Origin of the sequence: Variovorax sp. AB1(2024) (assembly GCF_037482385.2) — a bacterium.
Taxonomy (GTDB): domain Bacteria; phylum Pseudomonadota; class Gammaproteobacteria; order Burkholderiales; family Burkholderiaceae_C; genus Variovorax.
In genome coordinates, this window is record NZ_JBBHKP020000001.1 from 3,844,122 (window position 1) to 3,866,985 (window position 22,864).

Sequence of the window (22,864 nt, forward strand, 5' to 3'; positions counted from 1 at the left end):
AATTTATTTTTTAGCAGTGCAAAGAAATCATCGTTTGTTGGGCCTCGGATGCTTGGATAGATTGAGAACCCTGTCAAGTCGACAGCTGAACCAGTTTCATCCCACCAAGCAACAACGAGGACCCGACCATGACCACCCTGCTCCACATCGACGCCAGTGCCCGCCCCGGCTTTTCTGGCACGCATGCGCACGGCTCGCACTCGCGCCGGCTCAGCCGGCATTTCGTATCGGCCTGGCGCGCGGCACGGCCACACGATGAGGTGATCTACCGCGACATCGGCGCCACGCCGCCGTGCCACGTCACCGGCGAATGGATCGCCGCGGGCTACACCCCGGCCGCCGAGCGCGAGCCGTGGATGCATGCAGTACTCGCGGAGAGCGACACGCTGATCGCCGAAGTGCGCCGCGCCGACCTGCTCGTGATCGGCGTGCCGATGTACAACTTCGGAATGCCGGCGCCGCTGAAGTCGTGGATCGACAACATCGTGCGCATCGGCGCCACCTTCGACTTCGACCGCAGCCGCGACAACCCCTACGTGCCGCTGCTGGCCGAACGCCGTCGCCGCACGGTGCTGCTCACCTCATGCGGCAGCAGCGGCTACGGACCCGGCGGGTTCCAGGCGGGAATGGACTTCCTGACGCCCGGCATCACAGCCCCGCTGGCGCTCCTGGGGCTCACCGAAACGCACAGCGTGGGTATGGAGCACGCCGAAGACCACGGCGACCTGCTCGACCGGTCGATCGCCGCCGCGCTCGCCCGCGTCGAGACGCTGGTGGGCGAGCTGCAGGCGGCGGCCTGAAGAGGCCTGAAGAGACGTGAAGAATCAGGCCGAGCGCAGTTGCTCGCGCAGCTTCTGCCCGATTTCCGGCCGTTCGAGGAACGGGTCGGCCGGGTTCGTCACCGACACAATGTTCTCCATGCGGCTGCGCACGTTGCCCAGCGCCTTCGGATGGCTGAACACGTAGAACTGGTTGTCGCTGATGGCCTCGAAAACCTTGGCCGCCACTTCGGCCGCCGTGATCTTGCCGCTGCTCACCGCCTTGTTGCTCATGGCCTGGCCGATCAGCTGGCTCTTGGTGAGTTCGCTGTCCTTCGGCGCATTGGGACGGTTGCGTTCGCTGCTCGTGATGCCGGTGGGCACGAAGTACGGGCACAGCAGGCTCGCGCCGATCTGGTCGGTGACGAGGTTCAGGTCCTGGTACATCGTCTCCGTGAGGCTCACGACGGCCGCCTTGGCGGCGTTGTAGATGCCCATGTTGGGCGGCGTGAGCAGGCCGGCCATGCTCGCGGTGTTGGTGATGTGGCCGCGGTAGGACGGGTCCTTGGCGGCGGCCTCGAGCATCATCGGCGTGAACAGGCGCACGCCGTGGATCACGCCCCACAGGTCGACGCCCAGCACCCATTCCCAGTCGGCCACGGTGTTCTCCCACACCAGGCCGCCGGCGCCCACGCCCGCGTTGTTGAACACGAAGTGCGGCGCGCCGAAGCGTTCCTTCACGGCGGCGGCCAGCGCTTCCATCTGCGCCGCGTCGGACACGTCGACCTTGCGCGCCATCACCTGCACGCCGGCGGCTTCCATCTCGGCCTTGGCCTTGTCGAGGGCGTCCTGCTGCACGTCGACCAGCACGAGGTTCATGCCGCGCGCCGCGCCGATGCGCGCGCACTCGAGTCCGAAGCCCGAGCCCGCGCCGGTGAGAACGGCGGTCTTGCCCTTGAAGTCCTGAATCATTTGCCGGTGTCCTTCTTTTGTTGAATGTCTCTGACGTCGAAGGCGCTATTGAAATACGGAATGCGCGCGGGCGCAGTCACGAAGGTGCCCGCCATGCAGGCTCAGGCGTCCGCCTTCTTCAGCACATAGCCGATGCGCGGAAAGTGCACGTGCACCGTTCCCACACGCTCGCCGGTGCGCTCCAGCGTGTAGTGCGTGCGCGTGGCCGCGACCAGCGTGCCAGGCGTCTCTTCGAGGCCGAAGCTCTCGGCGCGGATGGTCACGGCGCTGCCCAGCGGAATGCCGTGGTCGTCCTGGAAGGTGCTGTCGGTCAGCAGCGTGTGCGGCGTGGCGGCCTTGGCGGTGGCAATGGCCTCGTCGCTCGTGAACTTCTCCGGCGCGCCGTGGCCGATGGCGGCCATGCGGTCCATCCAGTCGACCACCGCGGGCGTGAGGTCGAGGATGGTTCGCACCGACTCGACGCGGCGCGTGTACCAGAGCGGGTGGTAGGCCGAGAAGTCGGCAATGCTGGGCACTTCGCCCAGCAGGAACGGCTTGTCGTCGAGCATGTCCGACAGCCGGCGCAGGTACGACTTGTAGGCGCTGGTGGCATCGGCCGGGCGCAGGCGGGTCATGTTGCCGGCGCTCATCTTGCCGCGGTCTTCGCCGAAGGCCTTGGCGGCCTCGGGCGGCGCCTTGGCGAACACTTCTGCCGCGCCCCTGGGCTGCAGGTTCCAGGCCATCGCGGCCCAGAACAGCGTGGTGTCGGCCCACTGCGCGAGGATGCGCGACAGGCCTTTCTCCGGCTCGGGGTAGAGCGTGGGCTCGGGCTGCAGATGTTCGAGCACGTCGGCGATGAGCGCGCTGTCGCAGTACATGTCGGCGCCGATCTGCAGGAACGGCGTCTTGCGGTAGCCGCCGGTGAGCGTTTCCACGTCGGGCTTGGGCATGATCGGCGGGATGAAGACCGACTTCCACGGCAGCTTCTTCGCGCCGAGGATCAGCCGCACCTTTTCCGAGAACGGCGAGGTGGTGTAGTGATGGAGGATCAGGTCGGCCATGGGTTGTTTCCTGTGGGTTGCTTGGTCGTTGCAGTGGGCCCGGCGCACGCTCAACGGGGCTGCGCGCGCTGAATGATCGAATCGAAATCGGTGCCGGCGCCGAGCGTGCCGAAGGCGTTGCCCCAGTCGCCGCCGAGGCGCGATGCGCAGAAGGCACCGGCCACCGCCGCCGGTGCGGTCTGCGCGAGCAGCGATGCCTGCACGGCCAACGCCACGTCCTGGGCCAGGCGGCGCGCCTCTGCTTCGGATGCCATCGCCTCGATGCGCGCGGGCAGCGCATCGGAAAGACGGTCGAGCGCCGCGTGCTGGCCGCGCGCGGGCGCCAGTTCCTTCGTCAGCGCGGCAATCGCGTCGCCCTTGCGCAGGCCGCGCAGCAGGTCGAGCGCCATGATGTTGCCTGCGCCTTCCCAAATGGAGTTGAGCGGCATCTCGCGGTAGATGCGGGCCATGATGCCTTCGCCGCCCTCTTCCACATAGCCGTTGCCGCCGAGGCATTCCATGGCCTCCTGCGCGAAGTGGCTGCCGCGCTTGCAGATCCAGAACTTGGCGACGGGCGTGAGCAGCCGGGCCATCAGGCGCTCGTGCTCGTCGTCCTGGCGATCGAAGGCTCTCGCGAGGCGGATGGCCAGCGCCGTGGCGGCTTCGCTTTCGAGCGCGAGATCGGCCAGCACGTTCTTCATGAGCGGCTGCTCGATCAGCGGCTTGCCGAAGGCGTTGCGCTGCGTCGCATGGTTGAGCGCGATGCCCAGCGACTGGCGCATCAGGCCGCTGGTGCCCAGCGCGCAGTCGAGCCGGGTCATCGTGCCCATCTCGAGGATCTGCGGAATGCCGCGCCCCTCCTCGCCCACCAGCCAGGCGCTGGCGCCCTGGAACTCGACCTCGGAACTGGCGTTGGCCTTGTTGCCCAGCTTGTCCTTCAGGCGCTGGATCTGGATGGCGTTGCGCGTGCCGTCGGGCAGCACGCGCGGCAGGAAGAAGCAGCTGAGCCCGGCCGGCGCCTGCGCCAGCACCAGGAACGCATCGCACATCGGCGCCGAGAAGAACCACTTGTGGCCGGTGATGGCGTAGCGCTCGCCCCAGGCGTCGCTGCCGTCGCGCACGGCCCGGGTGGTGTTGGCCCGCACGTCGGAGCCGCCCTGCTTCTCGGTCATGCCCATGCCCATGGTCACGCCGGGCTTGTCGCTGAAGCGCTTGAGCGCCGGGTCGTACCGGAGGCTGCCGAGCTTAGGTCCCCAGTCGGCGTACACGCCGGCATTGCCGCGCAGCGCGGGCGTGACGGCGTAGGTCATGGAGATGGGGCAGAGAATCGACGGCTCCAGTTCGGTGAAGAGCATGAAGCCGGCCGCGCGCAGCACATGCGGCGACGCCGAGGCGCCGGTCCACGGCGTGCCGTGCAGCCCCGCGCCCAAGGCGGCGCTCATCAGCGCGTGATAGCTCGGATGGAATTCCACCTCGTCGACGCGCCGGCCGAAGCGGTCATGCGTGTGCAGCTCGGGCGTGTGGATGTTGGCCAGCCGCGCATGCGCCTGCATGCCGGCCGAGCCGAGGGTCGCGCCCAGTTCATGCAGCTGCGTGGTCTGCAGCGCGGGCGCGTTGAACTTCAGCGCATCGCGAAGCGGCCGGTTGGTATCGAAGAGGTTGTAGTCCACCAGCGGCGTGGGCTGGTTGAATACCTCGTGCGTGGTGTCCATGACCGGCCTCCTTGCCGTGCGTTCAGCTCATTCAGATCAGTTTGACGAGTTGCTTGCCGAAGTTCTTGCCCTTGAGCAGGCCCAGGAACGCTTCGGGCGCCGATTCGATGCCTTGCGCAATCGACTCGCGCGGCTTGAGCTTGCCCGTGCCCACCAGCGTGCCCAGTTCCGTGAGCGCCTCGGGCCACACTTCCATGTGTTCGCTGACGATGAAGCCTTCGATCTTCATGCGGTTGATGAGGATCAGCGCCGGGTTCGCGAGCGGCAGCGGCTGGCCGTCGTAGCCAGCGATCATTCCGCACAGCGCCACGCGGGCGAAGGCGTTGGCGCGCAGCAGCACCGCGTCGAAGATGTAGCCGCCGACGTTCTCGAAGTAGCCGTCGATGCCGTTCGGGCAGGCTTCCTTCAGTGCCGCGCTCATCGACTTGACGTCGGGGTGCTGGCGGTAGTCGATGCAGGCGTCGAAGCCCAGCTCGTCGGTCACGTACTTGCACTTGTCGGGGCCGCCTGCGATGCCGACCACGCGGCAGCCGCGCGCCTTGGCCAGCGCGCCGAAGGCACTGCCCACGGCGCCGCTGGCGGCGGTGATGACCACGGTTTCACCGGCCTTGGGCGCGATGATCTTCACCAGCCCGTACCAGGCCGTGACGCCCGGCATGCCGACCGCGCCGAGGTAGTGCGACAGCGGCACGTGCGTGGTGTCGACCTTCTTCAGCGCGCCGGGCTGCGAAGCGTCGACCACGCTGTATTCCTGCCAGCCGCCGAAGCCGACCACCTTGTCGCCCACGGCGTACTTGGGGTGCTTGCTCTCGACCACTTCGCCGACGGTGCCGCCCTGCATCGTCTGCCCCAGCGGCTGCGGCTGCGCGTAGCTCTTGGAGTCGTTCATGCGCCCGCGCATGTACGGGTCCAGGCTCATGTAGTGGTGGCGCACCAGCACCTGGTTGTCTTTGAGCGCCGGGGTTTCCGCGGTCACGAGCTTGAAGTTGCTCGCCACGGCCTCGCCGTCGGGGCGGTTGTCGAGGTGGATCTGCTTGTTGGTGGGCATGTGTATCTCCGGTGTGGGGTGTGTGTCTGTCAGTCGGTCGATGGCGGGCGCATGGCGTTGGCGCTCGCGGGGCCGGTCGGCAGGCGGCGCTTCACGTACTTGAAGGTGCCCGTGGCGTGGGCGCACACGCGCTCCTGCTCGTCGTAGATCTTGGCTTCCGTGAAAGCCAGCGTCGCCGTCCGGTGAATGAGCGTGCCGCGCGCGCGCAGCGGCCCCACGGAAGGCTGCATGAAGCTGGTCTTCATCTCGATGGTGACCACGCCGGTCTCGGGCGACACGCTGCGCGCGGCCGCGGCCATGGCGATGTCCAGCAGCGTCATGCAGGCGCCGCCGTGGGTCACGTCGAAGGTGTTCAGGTGCTCCGGCTTGGCGGTGTAGGCGATCTCGGACTCGCCGCCCTCGAACTTCGTGAGCTCGAAGCCGAGGTGGCGCGCAAAGGGAATCTGGCTCGTGTACGAGCGGATGTTGATGTCGTCGGATTCTGGAATTGTCATTTCGGTTTTTCAGGCGGCGCCCAGCACCACGCTCACACCGCCGTCTACTGCCAGCCACTGGCCGGTGATGTGCTTGCCGGCATCGCTCGCGTACAGCAGCGTCAGGCCCTTGAGGTCTTCGTCGTCGCCCAGGCGGCCCAGCGGGGCCTGCGCGGCCATCTTTTCCTCGCCCAGCGACTTGATCAGGCCGGCGGCCATCTTCGTCATGAAGAAGCCCGGGCAGATCGCGTTCACGTTGATGTTGTACTTGCCCCATTCGGCGGCCAGCGTGCGCGTGAAGCCGATGACCGCGGTCTTCGAGGTGTTGTAGGCCAGCGTCTGCATCTCGGGCGGGTTGCCGTTCAGGCCGGCGATCGAGGCGATGTTGATGATGCGCCCGGTCTTCTTCGGGATCATGTAGCCGTTGGCGATCTGCTGCGACAGGATGAAGTAGCCGCGCACGTTGAGGTTCATCACCTTGTCCCAGGCCTCGACCGGGTGGTTTTCGGCCGGCGCGCCCCAGCTGGCGCCGGCGTTGTTGATGAGGATGTCGACCGCGCCCATGCGCTGCAGCGTCTCGTCGGCCAGGCGGCGGGTGTCCTCCTCCTTCGAGCAGTCGGCGGCGATCCAGCGTGCGTCGATGCCGGCGGCCTGAAGCTCGGCCGCGGCCTGCTCCAGGTCGTCGGCCTTGCGCGAACTCAGCATGATCTTCGCGCCCGCCTCGCCCAGCGCGTGGGCCATCTGCAGGCCCAGGCCGCGCGAGCCGCCGGTGATGAGTGCGGTCTTGCCGGTGAGGTCGAAGAGTTTCTGGACGGTGCGGGCGGTCATTGGGTTGTCTCCGGGGTTCGGTTTCTGGGTCAGATCTCGTAGTCCATGCACTGGCGGGCTTCGCGGACGGCGCCGATGAATGGCTTCAGGGCCAAGTGCTGCGGATGGTCCGCATAGGCCGCGAGCGCGGCGGCGTCGGTGAATTCCGAGTTCAGGATCAGGTCGTAGGTGGCTTCCAGGCCGGGCTGGGCGATGGCCACTTCGAAGCGGTGCGTGCCCGGCGACAGCTTGGCGCATGCGTCGAGCAGCGCCTTGGCCTTGCGCAGGTTGGTCGCCTTGTCGGCGCCCTCGGCGTGCTCCTTGAACTTCCACATCACGATGTGCTTGAGCATGGCGTCGTCCTCGGGTTACTTGTTGCCCAGCCGCGAGCGCACGTAGATGAGCACGAAGCCCACCAGCGAAACCAGCCCGCCGGGAACGGCGATCGACCAGCCCAGGGCGGCGTCGGTGCGGCCGGTGGAAATGCCCAGGATCACGAGGAACAGGCCGCCGTAGATCAGGATCCAGATCCACTTCTCCAGGCGGGCATGCGGCTTGGGCGGCTTCGGTGCGTTTGCGGGGGTGTTGGGGGTGGAATTCGGCGGATTGTTGATGGCCATCAGAAGGCGTCCTCGGGCAAAGCGGTACAGGTCGGGTCGCGGGTTTCGACCACGTTGAGCCAGGCACCGATTTTCGGCAGCTCGTAGTGGAAGAAATAGTCCGTGGCGCCGATCTTGCCAGCTGTTACCGCCCTGGCCTTTTCACCGTCGTTCTCCAGGGCCCTGCCGGCCACGTCCAGCCAGATCCAGGCCAGCACCGTGTGGCCGAAGGCCTGCATGTAGGGCACCGCATTGGCCAGCGCGTCCGCCGGGTCGCCGGTGGACCAGGCGGCCTCGGTCGCGCTGCCGATGCGCTGCAGCGCGGCGCCCAGCGCCTTGGCGTGGGCCGCCAGCGCGGGCACCTCGGCGGTGCGGCCGATGGTGGCTGTCATGCGGCCGGCCAGCAGCTGCAGGCCGCGGCCCTTTTCCATCAGCACCTTGCGTCCCAGCAGGTCGGCCGCCTGGATGCCGTGGGTGCCTTCGTGGATCATGTTCAGGCGGTTGTCGCGCCAGTACTGCTCCACCGGAAAGTCGCGCGTGTAGCCGTAGCCGCCGTGCACCTGGATGGCCAGCGAATTGGCCTCCAGGCACCACTCGCTGGGCCAGCTCTTGGCGATGGGCGTGAGCACTTCCAGCAGCAGGCGCGCGTCGTCCGCGGCCTGGGCGTCGCCGGTCTTCTGCTCGTCGACCAGCCGGGCGCAGTACAGCTCCAGCGCCAGCGCGCCTTCGCAGTACGCCTTCTGCGCCAGCAGCATGCGGCGCACATCGGCGTGCTCGATGATGCGCACCTGCGGCGCGGCCGAGTCCTTGGCGACCGCGGCGCCTGCGGCCTCGGGCTTCTTGACCAAGCGGCCCTGCGGCCGGGTCTTGGCGTATTCGAGCGAGGCGTGGTAGCCGGCCATGCCGAGCATGGTGGCGGCGGTGCCGACGCCGATGCGCGCCTCGTTCATCATGTGGAACATGCAATGCAGGCCCTTGCCCGGTTCGCCAACTAGGTAGCCCACCGCGCCGGCCTTGCCGTCGACCGGGTACTTGCCCTCGCCGAAGTTCAGCAGCGTGTTGGTGGTGCCGCGCCAGCCCAGCTTGTGGTTCAGGCCCGCCAGCGCCACGTCGTTGCGCTGGCCCGTGAGGTTGCCCTGGGTGTCGACCATGCGCTTGGGCACGATGAACAACGAGATGCCGCGCGTGCCCGGCACCAGCTTGCCGTTCTCGTCGGGAATCTTGGCCAGCACGATGTGCACGATGTTCTCGGTCAGCTCGTGGTCGCCGGCCGAGATCCACATCTTGTTGCCCGTGAGGCGGTAGCGCGGGCCCAGCGGGTCGTCCCGGAAGTCGGCGCCGTCGGGCACGGCGCGCGTGGCCACGTCGCTCAGCGACGAGCCGGCCTGCGGCTCCGACAGGCACATGGTGCCGGCCCAGCGGCCGGAGAACTCGTTCTTGGCGAACACCTCTTTCTGCATCTCGGTGCCGTGCACCATCAGCAGGTTGGCGTTGCCGCTGGTGAGCATGTTCGAGCCGATGCTCACCGAGGCCATCGCGAAGAAGCTGTTGGCGGCGGCCTGCATCGTGTAGGGCAGCTGCATGCCGCCGATGTCGTAGTCCTGCGCGGCGCTCATCATTCCCGAGTCGACGAAGGCCTTGTGCGCGTCGTGCGTGGCCTGCGGCAGGATGACCTTCTCGCCGTCGAAATGCGGCTCCTGCGTATCGACCGTGCGGTTGAACGGCGCGTACTTCTCGCGCGCGATGCGCTCGCAGGTATCCAGCACCGCGTCGAAGGTCTCGCGCGAGTGGTCGGCAAAGCGTTCGCGCTGGTTGAGCGACTCGGCGTCGAGCCAGTCGTAGAGCAGGAAGTCGAGGGTGGAACGCAGGCTCATGGTCGGATCTTGATGTTGAGACTGCCGACTTCCACCGGCAGCGCTCGTCGGCCGGCAAAGCCCGGCCCATTCGTGGAACACCGCGGAACCGGCTTCGCCGGGCCGCTGGTGTTGCCCCCGCAAGGGGGTTGGCCAAGGCGACACGCAGTGCGCCGCAGCCTGGGGGAGCGTCAGATGATTTCGAACACGCCCGCGGCACCCATGCCGCCGCCGATGCACATCGTGACCACGACCTTCTTGGCGCCGCGGCGCTTGCCTTCGATGAGCGCGTGGCCGGTCAGGCGCTGGCCGCTCACGCCGTAGGGGTGGCCCACGGCGATGGCGCCGCCGTCCACGTTCAGGCGGTCGGCCGGAATGCCGAGCTTGTCGCGGCAGTAGATGACCTGAACCGCGAAGGCTTCGTTCAGCTCCCACAGGTCGATGTCGTTGACCGTCAGGCCCAGGCGCTTGAGCACCTTCGGAATCGCGAAGACGGGGCCGATGCCCATTTCGTCGGGCTCGCAGCCGGCCACGGCGAAGCCGAGGAAACGGCCCATGGGCTTCAGGCCCTTCTGCTCGGCGTATTTCTCGTCGACCACCACGCAGGCGCCGCCGCCGTCGGAGAACTGGCTGGCGTTGCCGGCCGAGATCAGGCCGCCGGGAATGGCCGGGCGGATGCCGCTGATGCCTTCCTTGGTGGTGCCGGGGCGGATGCCTTCGTCGTTCTCGACGGTGACTTCCTTGGTGCGCAGGCCCATCACGGGGTCGGCCACGCCGGCCAGCACGGTGATGGGGGCGATCTCTTCCTTGAAGCGGCCGGCTTCCAGCGCGGCGGTGGCCTTCTGCTGGCTGGCGGCGCCGTATTCGTCCATGGCGTCGCGGCTGATGTTGTAGCGCTTGGCGACCTGCTCGGCCGTCTGCAGCATGTTCCAGTAGATCTCGGGCTTGTGCTTCACGAGCCAGGGATCGGCCAGCATGTGCTTGTTGGCTTCGTTCTGCACGCACGAGATGCTCTCGACGCCGCCGGCCACATACACCTCGCCTTCGCCCGCGATGATGCGCTGGGCGGCGGTGGCGATGGTCTGCAGGCCCGACGAGCAGAAGCGGTTGATGGTCATGCCCGACGTGGTGATCGGCAGGCCGGCGCGCAGCGCGATCTGGCGCGCGATGTTGGAGCCGGTCGCGCCTTCGGGCGTGGCGCAGCCCATGATGACGTCGTCCACCGAGGCGGGGTCGATGCCGGCGCGCTGCACCGCGTGCTGGACCGCATGGCCGCCCAGGGTGGCGCCGTGCGTCATGTTGAAGGCACCCTTCCAGCTCTTCGCGAGCGGCGTGCGGGCGGTGGAAACAATGACGGCGCTGGTCATGGTGAGGTCCTTTGAAGCAGATGGAAGGGAAAAGAGGTTGTCGTCATTGCGCCGGAGCAGCGTTGGTGTTGCTCAGGAGCTGGTGATAGAAGCCGATCATCTCGCCGTAGTTCGAGATGGCCAGGCGTTCGTTGTTGCCGTGGATGCGTGCCAGGTCCTCGCCCTTCAGCCGGAACGGCGAGAAGCGGAAGACGGCATCGCTCACGAGGCTGAAGTGGCGCGAGTCGGTCGCGGCGGTCATGAGGCCGGGGGCCACCACCGCGTCGGGGAAGCTCTGGCGCACGGCCTGCTGGATCGCGCGGTAGCCGGTGCTGTCGGTCGGCGACACGGGCGAAGGCTCCGCGTTGCCCGGGTACTGCTTGATCTTGATGTCGTCGTTGGCCAGCTGCTTGCGCAGGTGCGCCTCGACGCTGGCGAGCGTGTCGCCCGGCAGGATGCGGAAGTTGACGGCGGCCTCGGCGCGCCCGGGCAGCACGTTGTCCTTGTTGCCGGCGCGAACGATGGTCAGCGCGGTGGTCGTGCGCAGCATGGCGTTGCTGCTGGGGCTCTTCTCGAGAATGCCTCGCACCACGGGTTCGGTGAGCCACAGGTTCGAGAGCATCACGCGGTTCACGCCGCTCATCTCGGGTGCGAGGGTGCCGAACATCTGGCCGGCAATGCCCTTGATGCCGCCGGGCATCGGGTTGGCTTCGAGCCGTGCGAGCGCCGCGCTCATGCTGCCGATGGCGCTGTGCTGCGGCGGCATCGACGAATGGCCGGGCGCCGTGTCGAGCGACAGGAAGAAGGTGCCGTAGCCCTTCTCCGCCAGGCCGATGAGCGCCGCCGGCTTGCTCAGCCCGGGCAGCACGCCGTCGAGCACCAGCAGGCCTTCGTCGAGCACCCAGTCCAGCCGTACGTTGCGCGACTTGAGCAGCTCGGCGATGGGCAGCGCGCCGCGCAGGCCGCTCACCTCTTCGTCGTCGCCCATCACGAGGTAGACGGTCTGCCTCGGCTTGAAACCGGCGCCGATGAGCAGCTCGATGGCTTCCATCTGCGCGAAGAGATTGCTCTTGTTGTCGAGCGTGCCGCGGCCCCAGACGTAGCCGTCCTTGATCTCGCCGGCGAAGGGGTCGACCGTCCAGGCCTTCTCGGTGCCCGGCGCGATGGGCACCATGTCCTGGTGCGCCATCAGCGCGATGGGCCTGGCTTGCGGATCGGTGCCGGCCCAGGTGTAGAGCAGCGCCTTGTTGCCCACCACCTCTTTCTTGAGCGTGGCGTGCACCTTGGGAAACTGCTGCTCCAGGTAGGCATGCAGCTTGTCGAACTCGGCCGCGTTGGCGGCCGGGTCGTCCATGCCCGACACCGTGCGGAACGTGATCGCCGTGGACAGCCGTTTGGCGGCCGCCTGCAGGTCGATGTCCAGCTTGGGCGCGGGCGCCACCGCCAGCTGCTGCGACGGCGTGGTCCAGGTCTTGACCGCCACGGCGGCCACCAGCAAGACGATTGCCAGCAGCAGCCCGAGGAAGATGCGTTTCAACATTGGCGGTCGGTCCCTTTGCCTTCGCGGATCAGCTGAACTGCTTGCCTTCGGCCACCAGCTTCTGGATCAGCGGCGCGGGCTGCCAGAACTCGGCGTCGTCGCGCGGGTTCTTGGCAAAGCGCTTCATCGTCTCGGCCACGTTGTACAGGCCGACCTGCGATGCGTAGTGCATCGGGCCGCCGCGCCAGATCGGGAAGCCGTAGCCGGTCAGGTACACCATGTCGATGTCGCCCGACTTCGAAGCAATGCCGTCTTCCAGGATGTGCGCGCCTTCGTTCACCAGCGCGTAAACCAGGCGTTGCACGATCTCTTCATCAGAAATCTTGCGCGGCGTGATGCCCAGTTCCTTGCGGTGGTCCTCGATCATCTTGTTGACCAGTTCCGACGGAATCGCGTCACGCTTGCCGGCCTGGTAGTCGTACCACCCTGCCCCGGTCTTCTGGCCGAAGCGGCCCAGTTCGCAGAGCTTGTCGGCCGTGCGGCTGTACTTCATGTCGGCGCGCTCGACGGCGCGGCGCTTGCGAATCGCCCAGCCGATGTCGTTGCCGGCCAGGTCGCCCATGCGGAACGGACCCATGGCAAAGCCGAACTTCTCGATGGCCTTGTCGACCTGCTGCGGCGTGGCGCCTTCGTCCAGCAGGAAGCCGGCCTGGCGCGAGTACTGCTCGATCATGCGGTTGCCGATGAAGCCGTCGCACACGCCCGAGACCACGGCCGTCTTCTTGATCTTCTTTCCGATGGCCATGACCGTGGCCAGCACGTCCTTGGCGGTGGCCTTGCCGCGCACCACTTCGAGCAGCTTCATCACGTTGGCGGGGCTGAAGAAGTGCATGCCGACCACGTCCTGCGGACGTTCGGTGAACGATGCGATCTTGTCGACGTCGAGCGTAGAGGTGTTCGAGGCCAGGATCGCGCCCTTCTTGGCGACGCGGTCGAGTTCCTTGAAGACCTTCTCCTTCACGCCGAGTTCTTCGAACACGGCCTCGATGATCAGGTCGGCGTCCTTCAGGTCGTCGTAGCTCAGCGTGGTGCTCAGCAGCGCCATGCGCTGCTCGTACTTGTCCTGCTTGAGCTTGCCCTTCTTGACCTGGGCTTCGTAGTTCTTCTTGATGGTGGCAACGCCGCGGTCGAGCGCTTCCTGCTTCATCTCGAGGATCTTGACGGGGATGCCCGCATTCAGGAAGTTCATCGAGATGCCGCCGCCCATGGTGCCGGCGCCGATCACGCCGACCGACTTGATCTCGCGCTTGGGCGTGTCTTCGGGCACATCGGGAATCTTGCTCGCGGCGCGCTCGGCCATGAACAGGTGGCGCAGGCCCAGCGATTCGGGCGTGAACATCAGCGCGGTGAAGATGCGGCGCTCTTCGGCCATGCCGGCGTCGAACTTCATCTTGGTGGCGGCCTGCACGGCGTCCACGCACTGCAGCGGCGCGGGATAGTTCTTCGACATGCCGCCGACCATGTTCTTGGCGAACTGGAAGTAGGCGTCGCCTTGCGGGTGCTTGCAAGGCAGGTTGCGCACCAGCGGCAGCGCTTCACCGGTCTTGCCGGCCACGCTCTTGGCGAAGGCCACGGCTTCTTCGAACACCGATTCGGGCGAGGCGGCCAGCCTGTCGAACAGCTTCTGGCCGGGCAGGCTCGCGAGCAGTTCGCTCTTCACAGCCTCGCCGCTGACGATCATGTTCAGCGCGGTCTCGACACCCACCACGCGCGGCAGGCGCTGCGTGCCGCCGGCACCCGGGATCAGGCCCAGCTTGACTTCGGGCAGCGCGACGCTGGTGCCCGGGGCAGCCACGCGGTAGTGGCAGCCCAGCGCCAGCTCGAGGCCGCCGCCCATGCACACCGAATGGATGGCCGCGACGATGGGCTTGGCCGAAGCTTCCAGCGCGAGGATCACGCTGAGAAGGTTGGGCTCCTGCAGCGCCTTGGGCGTGCCGAATTCCTTGATGTCCGCGCCGCCCGAGAACGCCTTGCCGGCACCGGTGATGACGATGGCCTTGACGGCGTCGTCGGCATTGGCCTTGGCCAGGCCATCGGTGATGCCGATGCGGGTCGAGAAACCGAGACCGTTGACCGGAGGGTTGGTCATGGTGATCACGGCGACATCGCCGAGCACTTTGTATTCAGCCGTCATGCTGCGTTCCTTGGTGTGTGAAGAAAAGAAGAAAAAGCACGAGTGTTCTTTTTCAGGGATTCTAGGCGTTTCGCGAGGCCAGACAATGGCACGCAGTCGCTGTAGAGACAAGGCCCCGCCTGAGGAGGGCGGAGCTTTCGGGAAACACCGCGGAACCGGCTTCGCCGGGCCGCAGGTGTTGCCCCCTGCAAGGGGGAAGGCGTAGCGACACGAAGTGCGCGAAGCCTGGGGGTTTGCCTAGACCTCCAGCCACTCCTTGCGAGTGGTGGCGTCGGCGCGCAGGCTGTCGGGGGTGCCGTCGAACACGATGCTGCCGTGGCCCATGACGAGCGCGCGGTCCGAGATCTGCATGGCGATGGTGAGCTTCTGCTCGATCAGCAGCACCGAGATGCCCTTGTCCTTCAGCGTGCGCAGGTACTGCCCCACCAGCTCGACGATCTTGGGCGCGAGGCCTTCGGTGGGTTCGTCGATGATGATCAGGTCGGGGTCGCCCATCAGCGTGCGGCACAGCGTGAGCATCTGCTGCTCGCCGCCCGAGAGCACGCCGGCCTCGGTGTGCTGGCGTTCCTTCAGGCGCGGGAACATGCCGTACATGTCGTCGAACGACCAGCGGCTGCCCTTGCCGGAGCCCTTCTGCCCCAGCAGCAGGTTCTGGTGCACCGTGAGCTTGGGAAAGATGTCGCGGTTCTCGGGCACGTAGCCGATGCCGAAGTGCGCGATCTCATACGCCTTGCGGCGCAGGATGTCCTGCCCCTTCCAGTGCAGTCCGCCCTCGGCATGCACCAGGCCCATGATGGCCTTGGCGGTGGTCGAGCGGCCCGAGCCGTTGCGGCCCAGCAGCGCGACGATCTCGCCGGGGTTCACGTCGAACGAAACGCCATGCAGCACATGGCTCTTGCCGTAGTAGGCGTGGATGTCTTTGAGCTTCAGCATGTCAGTGTCCCGCCCCTTGTGCGTCGGCAACCGAGGAGCCCAGGTACGCCTCCTGCACGCGCGCATTCGCGCGCACCGCAGCCGGCGTGTCGAAGGCGATCACTTCGCCGTACACCACCACCGCGATCTTGTCGGCCAAGCCGAAGACAACGCCCATGTCGTGCTCCACCGTCAGCAGCGTCTTGCCAACGGTGACGTGCTTGATGAGCGAGATGAAGTGCGAAGTCTCGGTCTTGCTCATGCCGGCCGTGGGTTCGTCCAGCAGGATCACGCTGGCGCCGCCAGCGATGGTCACGCCGATCTCCAGCGCGCGCTGCTCGGCGTACGTGAGGTTCACCGCATGCACGTCGCGCTTCTTCTCCAGGCCGATCTGCCTGATGAGCTCCTCGGTGCGCTCGTTGGCGTCGTCCAGGTTCGAGAGAAATCGCAGGAAGGTGTACTTGTAGCCCAGGCTCCACAGCACGCCGCAGCGCAGGTTCTCGAACACGCTGAGCTTCGGGAAGATGTTGGTGATCTGGAAGCTGCGCGACAGGCCCATGCGGTTGATCTCGTACGGCTTCATGCCGTCGATGCGCTGGCCATTGAGCAGCACCTCGCCGCTGGTGGGCGTGAGCCGCCCGCTGATCAGGTTGAACAGCGTGGACTTGCCCGCGCCGTTCGGCCCGATGATGGCGATGCGCTCGCCGGCCGTCACGGCCAGGTCCACGCCACGGATGATGTCGGTCTTGCCGAAGCTCTTGCGCAGGCCTTTGAGTTCGAGTGAATAGGTCATGCCGTCTCCCGCCGCTTGATCTCGGCTTCGATTTCTTCCTGCGCGTGGCCCCAGGCCTTCGCGAAGCGCCTGCGGAACACCTCGAAGATGCCCAGGCCCACCGCCAGCAGCGCCACCGCGACGATCCAGCTCGTGGCCGAAGAGGTGTCCAGCTGCAGGCCCGCGAACGGCACCAGGGGGCCGAGCGCCGCGTTCAGCTGCATGTGATAGATCATCTCGACGATGGCCGCCGCGCCCGCGAGCATCACGCCCGCACCGACGAACAGGCCCACGTACAGCAGGTAGAAACGCTTGATCTTGCCGAACAGCGCCACGCGCACGTTCATCATGATCAGGCTGGCCACGCCGCCGGGCGCGAACATCACCATCAGCAGGAACACCAGGCCCACGTACAGCAGCCAGGCCTTGCTGAGTTCGGACAGCAGCACCAGCGCGAACACCAGCAGCGCCGCGCCGATGATCGGCCCGAAGAAGAAGGTGGCGCCGCCCAGGAAGGTGAACAGCAGGTAGCTGCCCGAGCGCAGCCCGTTCAGGCTGTCGGCCGCGTTCACGATCTCGAAGTTGATGGCCGCCAGGCCGCCGCCGATGCCCGCGAAGAAGCCCGCGATGATGAACGCGTAGTAGCGCACGCGCTGCGTGTTGTAGCCGATGAACTCCACGCGCTCCGGGTTGTCGCGCACCGCGTTCAGCATGCGTCCGAGCGGCGTGCCGGTGAAGGCGAACATCAGCCCGGTGCAGATGAAGCAGTACACCGCGATCAGGTAGTACACCTGGTTCTGCGGCCCGAAGTTGATGCCGAAGAACGAGGTGCCGTACACGCGGTTGGTGGTGATGCCGCCCTCGCCGCCGAAGAAGCTGGGGAACATCAGCGCCATCGCGGCCACCAGCTCGCCCAGGCCGAGCGTGATCATCGCGAAGGTGGTGCCCGACTTCTTGGTCGACACATAGCCGAACACCACCGCGAAGAACATGCCGCCGAGCCCGCCCACGAGCGGAATCAGCACCAGCGGGATCGGCAGCTTGCCGGCGCCCGCCAGGTTCATGGCGTGGATGGCGATGAACGAGCCCAGGCCCACGTACACCGCGTGCCCGAAGCTGAGCATGCCGCCCTGCCCCAGCAGGATGTTGTAGCTCAGGCAGATGATGATCAGGTAGCCGATCTGCGACAGCATGGTGAGCGCCAGGCTGCTGGTGAAGATCATCGGCGCCACGATCAGCAGCAGCGCGAAGAAAGACCAGATGAAGATGCGGCCGATGTTCAGCGGCTTGAACCGGTAGTAGCGCACCGGCGTGGAGGTCGAAGCGGTTGTGGTTGCAGTATTCATGGCGTCAGTCCTCCCGGGTTCCGAGAAGACCCTTGGGCCTGAAGATGAGGATCAGCACCAGGAACAGGTACGGAAGAATGGGCGCCACCTGCGAGATGGTGAGCTTGAGCAGCTCGTAGCCGAAGGTCTGGTCGGTCACGGCCACGCCGAGCGCCTGCAGGCCGGTCGCGAGCGACTGGTCCATGGCCACCGCGAAGGTCTGCACGATGCCGATGATCAGCGAGGCCAGGAATGCGCCCGCCAGCGAGCCCATGCCGCCGACCACCACCACCACGAAGATGATGGAGCCGACCGAACCCGCCATGGCCGGCTCGGTGACGTAGGTGTTGCCGCCGACCACGCCAGCCAGCCCCGCCAGCGCGGCGCCGCCGCCGAACACCAGCATGAACACGCGCGGCACGTTGTGGCCCAGCGCCTCGACCATGTCGGGGTGCTTCAGCGCCGCCTGGATGACCAGCCCGATGCGGGTGCGCGTGAGCAGCAGCCACACGGACACCAGCATCAGCACCGCCACCAGCATGATGAACGAGCGCGACTTGGGGAACTGCGTGCCGTAGAGCGTGAAGAGCGGCCCCTGCAGCGCCGTCGGCAGGCCGTAGGGCACCGTGGAACGGCCCCACACCAGCTGCACGATTTCGAGAATGAGGTACGAAAGACCGAACGTCACCAGCAGCTCGGGCACGTGGCCGAACTTGTGGACGCGGCGCAGGCAGTAGCGCTCGAAGGCCGCGCCCAGCACGAACACCAGCAGCGGCGCGATGAAGAGTGCCGGCCAGAAGCCGACGATGCCCGACAGCGTGTAGGCGAAGTAGGCGCCCAGCATGTAGAAGCTGGCGTGCGCGAAATTGAGCACGCCCATCATGCTGAAGATCAGCGTGAGGCCAGAGCTCAGCATGAACAACAGCAAGCCGTAGCTCACGCCGTTGAGCAGCGAGATGACGAAGAATTCGACGTTCATCGGTCTTTCGTGTCAGGTAAAAAAGAAAAAGGCCCGAGTGTTGAAGTCGGGCCTCGACCGCGTTGGCGCGCTCCCGAAATCAGGAGGGGCGCTTCATCTGGCAGCTGGTGGGCGTGCTGGCCACGTAGGCGTCGTAGTACTTCACGGGGGCCAGCGTGTAGCCGGTGTTCTCCGGGCTGTACGGGTACTTGGCGCTGGCCTTTTCCCAGCGGGCGATGTACAGGCCCTGCTGCAGCTGGTGGTCGGCCTTGCGCAGTTCGACGTCGCCGTTGAAGCTCTTGAACTTCATGCCTTCCATGGCGGCCGCCACCTTGACGGGGTCGGTCGACTTGGTCTTCACGAAGGCTTCGGTCAGGGCCTGGAACACGGTGTAGATGTCGGTGGTGTAGAGGTCGTCGTTGAACTTCTTCTTGAAGTCTTCGGCGTACTTCTGCATGTCGCCGCCCATGTTGTAGTGGGCATAGCCGACCTGATAGACCTTGCCGTCGGACGCCGCGCCCATGGCGGTCGGCGTGCCGGTGGTCACGGCGTAGTAGGTGTAGAACTTGACGTTCAGGCCCGAGTCGTTCGCGGACTTGATGAGCAGCGCGAGGTCGGAGCCCCAGTTGCCGGTGATGACGGTATCGGCGCCGGAAGCCTTGATCTTCGCGATGTACGGCGCGAAGTCGCGCACCTGCGCGAGCGGATGCAGGTCGTCGCCGACGATCTGGATGTCGGGGCGCTTGTGCTTCAGGTCTTCCTTGGCGAACTTGGAAACCTGCTGGCCGTGCGCATAGTTCTGGCCGATGATGTAGACCTTCTTGATGTCCGGCTGGTCCTTCATGTAGGTGGTCAGCGCTTCCATCTTCATCGACGTGTCGGCGTCGAAGCGGTACTGCCAGTAGCTGCACTTGCTGTTGGTCAGGTCGGGGTCGACGGCCGCATAGTTCAGGTACAGCGCTTCCTTGCCGGGGTTGCGCGCATTGTTCTTCTCGAGCGCATCGATGATGGCCAGCGCAGGGCCGGAGCCGTTGCCCTGCACGATGTAGCGCGCGCCCTGGTCGAGGGCCGAGCGCAGCGCGCTGGTGGTCTCCTGCGGGCTGAGCTTGTTGTCGATGCCGATGATCTCGAACTTCACGCCGGCGGCATTCTTCTTGTTGAACTCTTCGGCGAAGAACTGGAAGGTCTTGAGCTGATTCGTCCCGACCGCGGCCATGAGGCCCGACAGCGGGTCGAGCCATGCGATCTTGACGGTTTCACCCTTCTGGGCGAGGGCACCGGTGGCGGTGGCCGCAATGACGGCTGCGGCAGCGATTTTCAGAGCGAAATTCAATCTATATCTCCTGGTCAAACCGAATCAGAACCGAATCAAAACGCTGTACGAGCGTACAAGCGATTGCAGCCCCTCCCCTCAGGGAATGCCCGTAAGAGCGAGGCCGCAAGGGGCCGTTTCTATCGCGCATGCGACAGCGCGGCGCCCGAGTTGCTACCCGCGGGTAGACCGCTGCTACCAGCGGGTAGAAATGCTGGAGCGGACGCGCGCCAGGACGCCTCAGGGCCGCTTCATCTGGCAGGTGGTGGGCGTGCTTGCCACGTACGACTCGTAGTACTTCACGGGCACGTTCGTGTAGCCGGTGTTCTCCGCGTCGTAGGGGTACTTGGCGCTGGCCTTTTCCCAGCGCGAGATGTACAGGCCCTGCTGCAGCTGGTGGTCGGACTTGCGCATCTCGACCTCGCCGTTGAAGCTCTTGATCTTCATGCCCTCAAGCGCCGCCGCCACCTTGACCGGATCGGTCGACTTCGTCTTGGCGAAGGCCGCGTCGAGCAGCGCGAACACGTGATAGATCGACGACTGCGTCAGGTCGTCGTTCATGCGCTTCTTGTAGCCGTTGAGGAGCTGCTGGATCTCGCCGCCCATGTTGTAGTGGGCGTAGGCCACGGTGTAGACCTTGCCGTCCGAAGTGGCCCCCATGGCCGTGGGGGTACCGGCGCCCGGCGCGTAGTAGGTGAGGAACTTGACGTTCAGGCCCGAGTCGTTGGCCGCCTTGATGAGCAGCGACAGGTCGGAGCCCCAGTTGCCGGTGATGACGGTGTCGGCGCCCGAGGCCTTGATCTTGGCGATGTAGGGCGAGAAGTCGCGCACCTGCGCCAGCGGGTGCAGGTCTTCGCCCACGATCTGGATGTCGGGGCGCTTGACCTTCAGGTCTTCCTTGGCGAACTTGGCCACCTGCACGCCGTGGGCGTAGTTCTGGCCGAGCAGGTAGACCTTCTTGATGTCGGGCTGGTCCTTCATCCAGGTGGTCAGCGCCTCCATCTTCATGGAGGTGTCGGCGTCGACCCGGAAGTGCCAGTAGCTGCACTTGCTGTTGGTCAGGTCGGGGTCGACCGCCGCGTAGTTCATGTACAGCAACTCCTTGCCGGGGTTGCGCGAATTGTTCTTCTCGATGGCGTCGATGATGGCCAGCGCCGGGCCGGAGCCGTTGCCCTGCATGATGTAGCGGGCGCCCTGGTCCTGCGCCGAGCGCAGCGCAGCGGTGGTCTCCTGCGGGCTGAGCTTGTTGTCGAGCGCGATGATCTCGAACTTCACGCCCGACTGGTTCTTCTTGTTGAACTCCTCGGCAAGGAATTGCGTGGTCTTGAGCTGGTTGGTGCCGACCGCGGCCATGAGGCCGGACAGAGGGTCGAGCCAGGCGATCTTGACGGTCTCGCCCTTTTGCGCGAATGCAGCGGTAACGCTCACCAACATGGCGCAGGCAGCTACTGACTTGATAGCAAATTGCATGAGGAGTCTCCAGTTTCGTTATGCGGGATCGCAGCGTACAAGCGCCCTTTTTTTCACCGCACAGGGATTGCCCGCAAGGAAAGCCGCCGGGGCGGCTTTCCTATCGCGTGCGCGACAGTGCGGCAGGGCTTTGCCTGTGTTTTCAGAGTGTGGGCAGCTTGTAGTCCTTGAGCAGCTCGCGCAGCTTGGTCTTCAGGATCTTGCCGGTGGCGCCCAGCGGAATGGCCTCGACGAACACCACGTCGTCGGGGATCTGCCACTTGGCGGTCTTGCCCTCGTAGAACTTCAGCAGCTCCTCGCGCGTGACTTCGGCACCCGGCTTCTTCGCGACGGCGATGACGGGCCGCTCGTCCCACTTGGGATGGAACACGCCGATGCACGCGGCCATGGCCACGGCTGGGTGCGCAACGGCGATGTTCTCGATGTCGATGGAGCTGATCCACTCGCCGCCGGACTTGATCACGTCCTTGCTGCGGTCGGTGATCTGCAGGTAGCCCTCGGCGTCGATGGTGGCGACGTCGCCGGTGGGGAACCAGCCGCGGTTGCGCGCATCGGGAATGAGCGGATCGCCGCCCTCGCCCTTGAAGTATTCCTTGACGATCCAAGGGCCCTTCACCAGCAGGTCGCCGAAGGCCTTGCCGTCCCAGGGCAGCTCGTTGCCGTCGCCGTCGACGATCTTCATGTCGACGCCGAAGATCGCGCGGCCCTGCTTCATGCGGATCTTCAGCTGGGCGTCCGGCGGCAGCGACAGGTGCTTGTTCTTCAGCGTGCAGAGCGTGCCCAGCGGGCTCATCTCGGTCATGCCCCAGGCATGCAGCACCTCGACGTCGTACTTCTCCTGGAACGCCGTGATCATGGCCGGCGGGCAGGCCGATCCGCCGATGACGGTGCGGTCCAGCTTGCTGAACTTCAGGCCGTTGGTCTGCACGTGGCCCAGCAGCATCTGCCACACGGTGGGCACGCCCGCCGCGAAGGTCACGCCTTCGGCCTCGATCAGGTCGTACACCGACTTGCCGTCGAGCGCCGGGCCGGGGAACACCAGCTTGCAGCCCACCAGCGCGGCCGAGTACGGAATGCCCCAGGCGTTGACGTGGAACATGGGCACCACAGGCAGCACCGAGTCGCGCGCCGACAGGCGCATGACGTCGGGCAGCGCCGCGGCATACGCATGCAGCAGCGTGGAGCGATGGCTGTAGAGCGCGGCCTTCGGATTGCCCGTAGTGCCGCTCGTGTAGCACATGCTCGACGCGGAGTTCTCGTCGAAGCTGGGCCATTCGTAGTCGGTGGGCTGCGCGCCCATCCAGCTCTCGTAGCTCACCAGGCCGGGCACGCCGCTGTCGGCCGGCAGCTTGTCGGCATCACACAGTGCAACCCATTTCCGGATCGTGGGACATTTGGCGTGCACCGCCTGCACCAGAGGCAGGAAGCTCAGGTCGAAGCACAGGATCTGGTCTTCGGCGTGGTTGGCGATCCAGGCGATCTGGTCGGGGTGCAGGCGCGGGTTGATGGTGTGCAGCACGCGGCCGCTGCCGCTCACGCCGTAGTACAGCTCCAGGTGGCGATAGCCGTTCCAGGCCAGGGTCGCGACGCGGTCGCTGAACAGCAGCTGCTCGCCGTCCAGCGCATTGGCCACCTGCCTGGCGCGCGATGCGATGTCGCTCCAGGTGCAGCGGTGGATATCGCCCTCGACACGGCGCGAGACGATCTCGCCGTCGCCATGGTGGCGCTCGGCGAACTCGATCAGCGACGAGATCAAAAGCGGTTGGTCTTGCATCAAACCCAGCATCTACGGACTCCTATGTGAAATGACTTCATGAAAACTTGCGGACAACGGATTCACGCAAGCTTCGGCCA

20 protein-coding genes are annotated in these 22,864 nt (G+C 66.0%); 1 reads left to right on the plus strand and 19 read right to left on the minus strand.

Annotated elements, in window-relative coordinates; translation table 11 throughout:
• The first annotated feature begins 128 nt into the window (after positions 1–128).
• Entirely contained in the window at positions 129–800 is a 672-nt protein-coding gene (locus WIX39_RS17940) for an FMN-dependent NADH-azoreductase (RefSeq protein ID WP_409195523.1), read from the plus strand.
• Positions 801–824: 24 nt separating this feature from the next.
• On the opposite strand, the gene WIX39_RS17945 is transcribed toward WIX39_RS17940, so the two are convergent.
• From WIX39_RS17945 to WIX39_RS18035, 19 genes are all read right to left on the minus strand, one after another.
• Positions 825–1,730 (minus strand): SDR family oxidoreductase, encoded by a 906-nt coding sequence (locus WIX39_RS17945; RefSeq protein WP_081269459.1) that lies wholly within the window; start codon positions 1,728–1,730, stop codon positions 825–827.
• A 101-nt stretch (positions 1,731–1,831) separates the two neighbouring features.
• The gene (locus WIX39_RS17950; protein ID WP_106934428.1) at positions 1,832–2,770 is read right to left on the minus strand and encodes a glutathione S-transferase family protein; all 939 of its coding nucleotides are present in this window, start codon (positions 2,768–2,770) and stop codon (positions 1,832–1,834) included.
• A 50-nt stretch (positions 2,771–2,820) separates the two neighbouring features.
• A complete protein-coding gene (locus WIX39_RS17955; RefSeq protein WP_409195524.1) occupies positions 2,821–4,461 on the minus strand; it encodes an isovaleryl-CoA dehydrogenase in 1,641 nt (546 codons plus the stop codon).
• 31 nt (positions 4,462–4,492) lie between these two features.
• Positions 4,493–5,509: an NADP-dependent oxidoreductase gene (locus tag WIX39_RS17960; RefSeq protein WP_081269456.1), complete on the minus strand. Its 1,017-nt coding sequence runs from the start codon at positions 5,507–5,509 to the stop codon at positions 4,493–4,495.
• A gap of 29 nt (positions 5,510–5,538) precedes the next feature.
• Complete coding sequence (locus WIX39_RS17965) at positions 5,539–6,003, minus strand: PaaI family thioesterase (protein ID WP_106934426.1); 465 nt, start codon at positions 6,001–6,003, stop codon at positions 5,539–5,541.
• A gap of 9 nt (positions 6,004–6,012) precedes the next feature.
• Entirely contained in the window at positions 6,013–6,810 is a 798-nt protein-coding gene (locus WIX39_RS17970) for an SDR family oxidoreductase (RefSeq protein WP_081269454.1), read from the minus strand.
• A gap of 29 nt (positions 6,811–6,839) precedes the next feature.
• Positions 6,840–7,142, minus strand: coding sequence for a Dabb family protein (locus WIX39_RS17975; RefSeq protein WP_409195525.1), 303 nt, complete (start codon positions 7,140–7,142; stop codon positions 6,840–6,842).
• A 15-nt stretch (positions 7,143–7,157) separates the two neighbouring features.
• On the minus strand, positions 7,158–7,409 hold the full coding sequence (locus WIX39_RS17980; RefSeq protein WP_081269452.1) for a hypothetical protein: 252 nt from the start codon (positions 7,407–7,409) through the stop codon (positions 7,158–7,160).
• Positions 7,409–9,262, minus strand: a complete 1,854-nt coding sequence (locus WIX39_RS17985) for an acyl-CoA dehydrogenase (RefSeq protein WP_409195526.1) — start codon at positions 9,260–9,262, stop codon at positions 7,409–7,411. Before WIX39_RS17985 ends, WIX39_RS17980 begins: the two co-directional genes overlap by 1 nt.
• 170 nt (positions 9,263–9,432) lie before the next feature.
• A complete protein-coding gene (locus WIX39_RS17990) occupies positions 9,433–10,608 on the minus strand; it encodes an acetyl-CoA C-acyltransferase (protein ID WP_081269450.1) in 1,176 nt (391 codons plus the stop codon).
• 43 nt (positions 10,609–10,651) lie between these two features.
• A complete protein-coding gene (locus WIX39_RS17995) occupies positions 10,652–12,127 on the minus strand; it encodes a M20 family peptidase (protein ID WP_409195527.1) in 1,476 nt (491 codons plus the stop codon).
• Between the two features lie 28 nt (positions 12,128–12,155).
• Positions 12,156–14,261, minus strand: coding sequence for a 3-hydroxyacyl-CoA dehydrogenase NAD-binding domain-containing protein (locus WIX39_RS18000; protein WP_409195528.1), 2,106 nt, complete (start codon positions 14,259–14,261; stop codon positions 12,156–12,158).
• Between the two features lie 237 nt (positions 14,262–14,498).
• Complete coding sequence (locus tag WIX39_RS18005) at positions 14,499–15,194, minus strand: ABC transporter ATP-binding protein (protein WP_093056893.1); 696 nt, start codon at positions 15,192–15,194, stop codon at positions 14,499–14,501.
• Position 15,195: 1 nt separating this feature from the next.
• On the minus strand, positions 15,196–15,966 hold the full coding sequence (locus tag WIX39_RS18010; protein WP_081269446.1) for an ABC transporter ATP-binding protein: 771 nt from the start codon (positions 15,964–15,966) through the stop codon (positions 15,196–15,198).
• A complete protein-coding gene (locus tag WIX39_RS18015) occupies positions 15,963–17,291 on the minus strand; it encodes a branched-chain amino acid ABC transporter permease (protein ID WP_106934422.1) in 1,329 nt (442 codons plus the stop codon). Before WIX39_RS18015 ends, WIX39_RS18010 begins: the two co-directional genes overlap by 4 nt.
• Before the next feature lie 4 nt (positions 17,292–17,295).
• Positions 17,296–18,249: a branched-chain amino acid ABC transporter permease gene (locus WIX39_RS18020; RefSeq protein ID WP_081269444.1), complete on the minus strand. Its 954-nt coding sequence runs from the start codon at positions 18,247–18,249 to the stop codon at positions 17,296–17,298.
• 79 nt (positions 18,250–18,328) lie between these two features.
• Positions 18,329–19,561, minus strand: coding sequence for a branched-chain amino acid ABC transporter substrate-binding protein (locus tag WIX39_RS18025; RefSeq protein ID WP_081269443.1), 1,233 nt, complete (start codon positions 19,559–19,561; stop codon positions 18,329–18,331).
• A gap of 219 nt (positions 19,562–19,780) precedes the next feature.
• Positions 19,781–21,010 (minus strand): branched-chain amino acid ABC transporter substrate-binding protein, encoded by a 1,230-nt coding sequence (locus WIX39_RS18030; RefSeq protein ID WP_081269442.1) that lies wholly within the window; start codon positions 21,008–21,010, stop codon positions 19,781–19,783.
• A gap of 142 nt (positions 21,011–21,152) precedes the next feature.
• Positions 21,153–22,796, minus strand: coding sequence for a 3-(methylthio)propionyl-CoA ligase (locus WIX39_RS18035; RefSeq protein ID WP_409195529.1), 1,644 nt, complete (start codon positions 22,794–22,796; stop codon positions 21,153–21,155).
• Between the last annotated feature and the right edge of the window lie 68 nt (positions 22,797–22,864).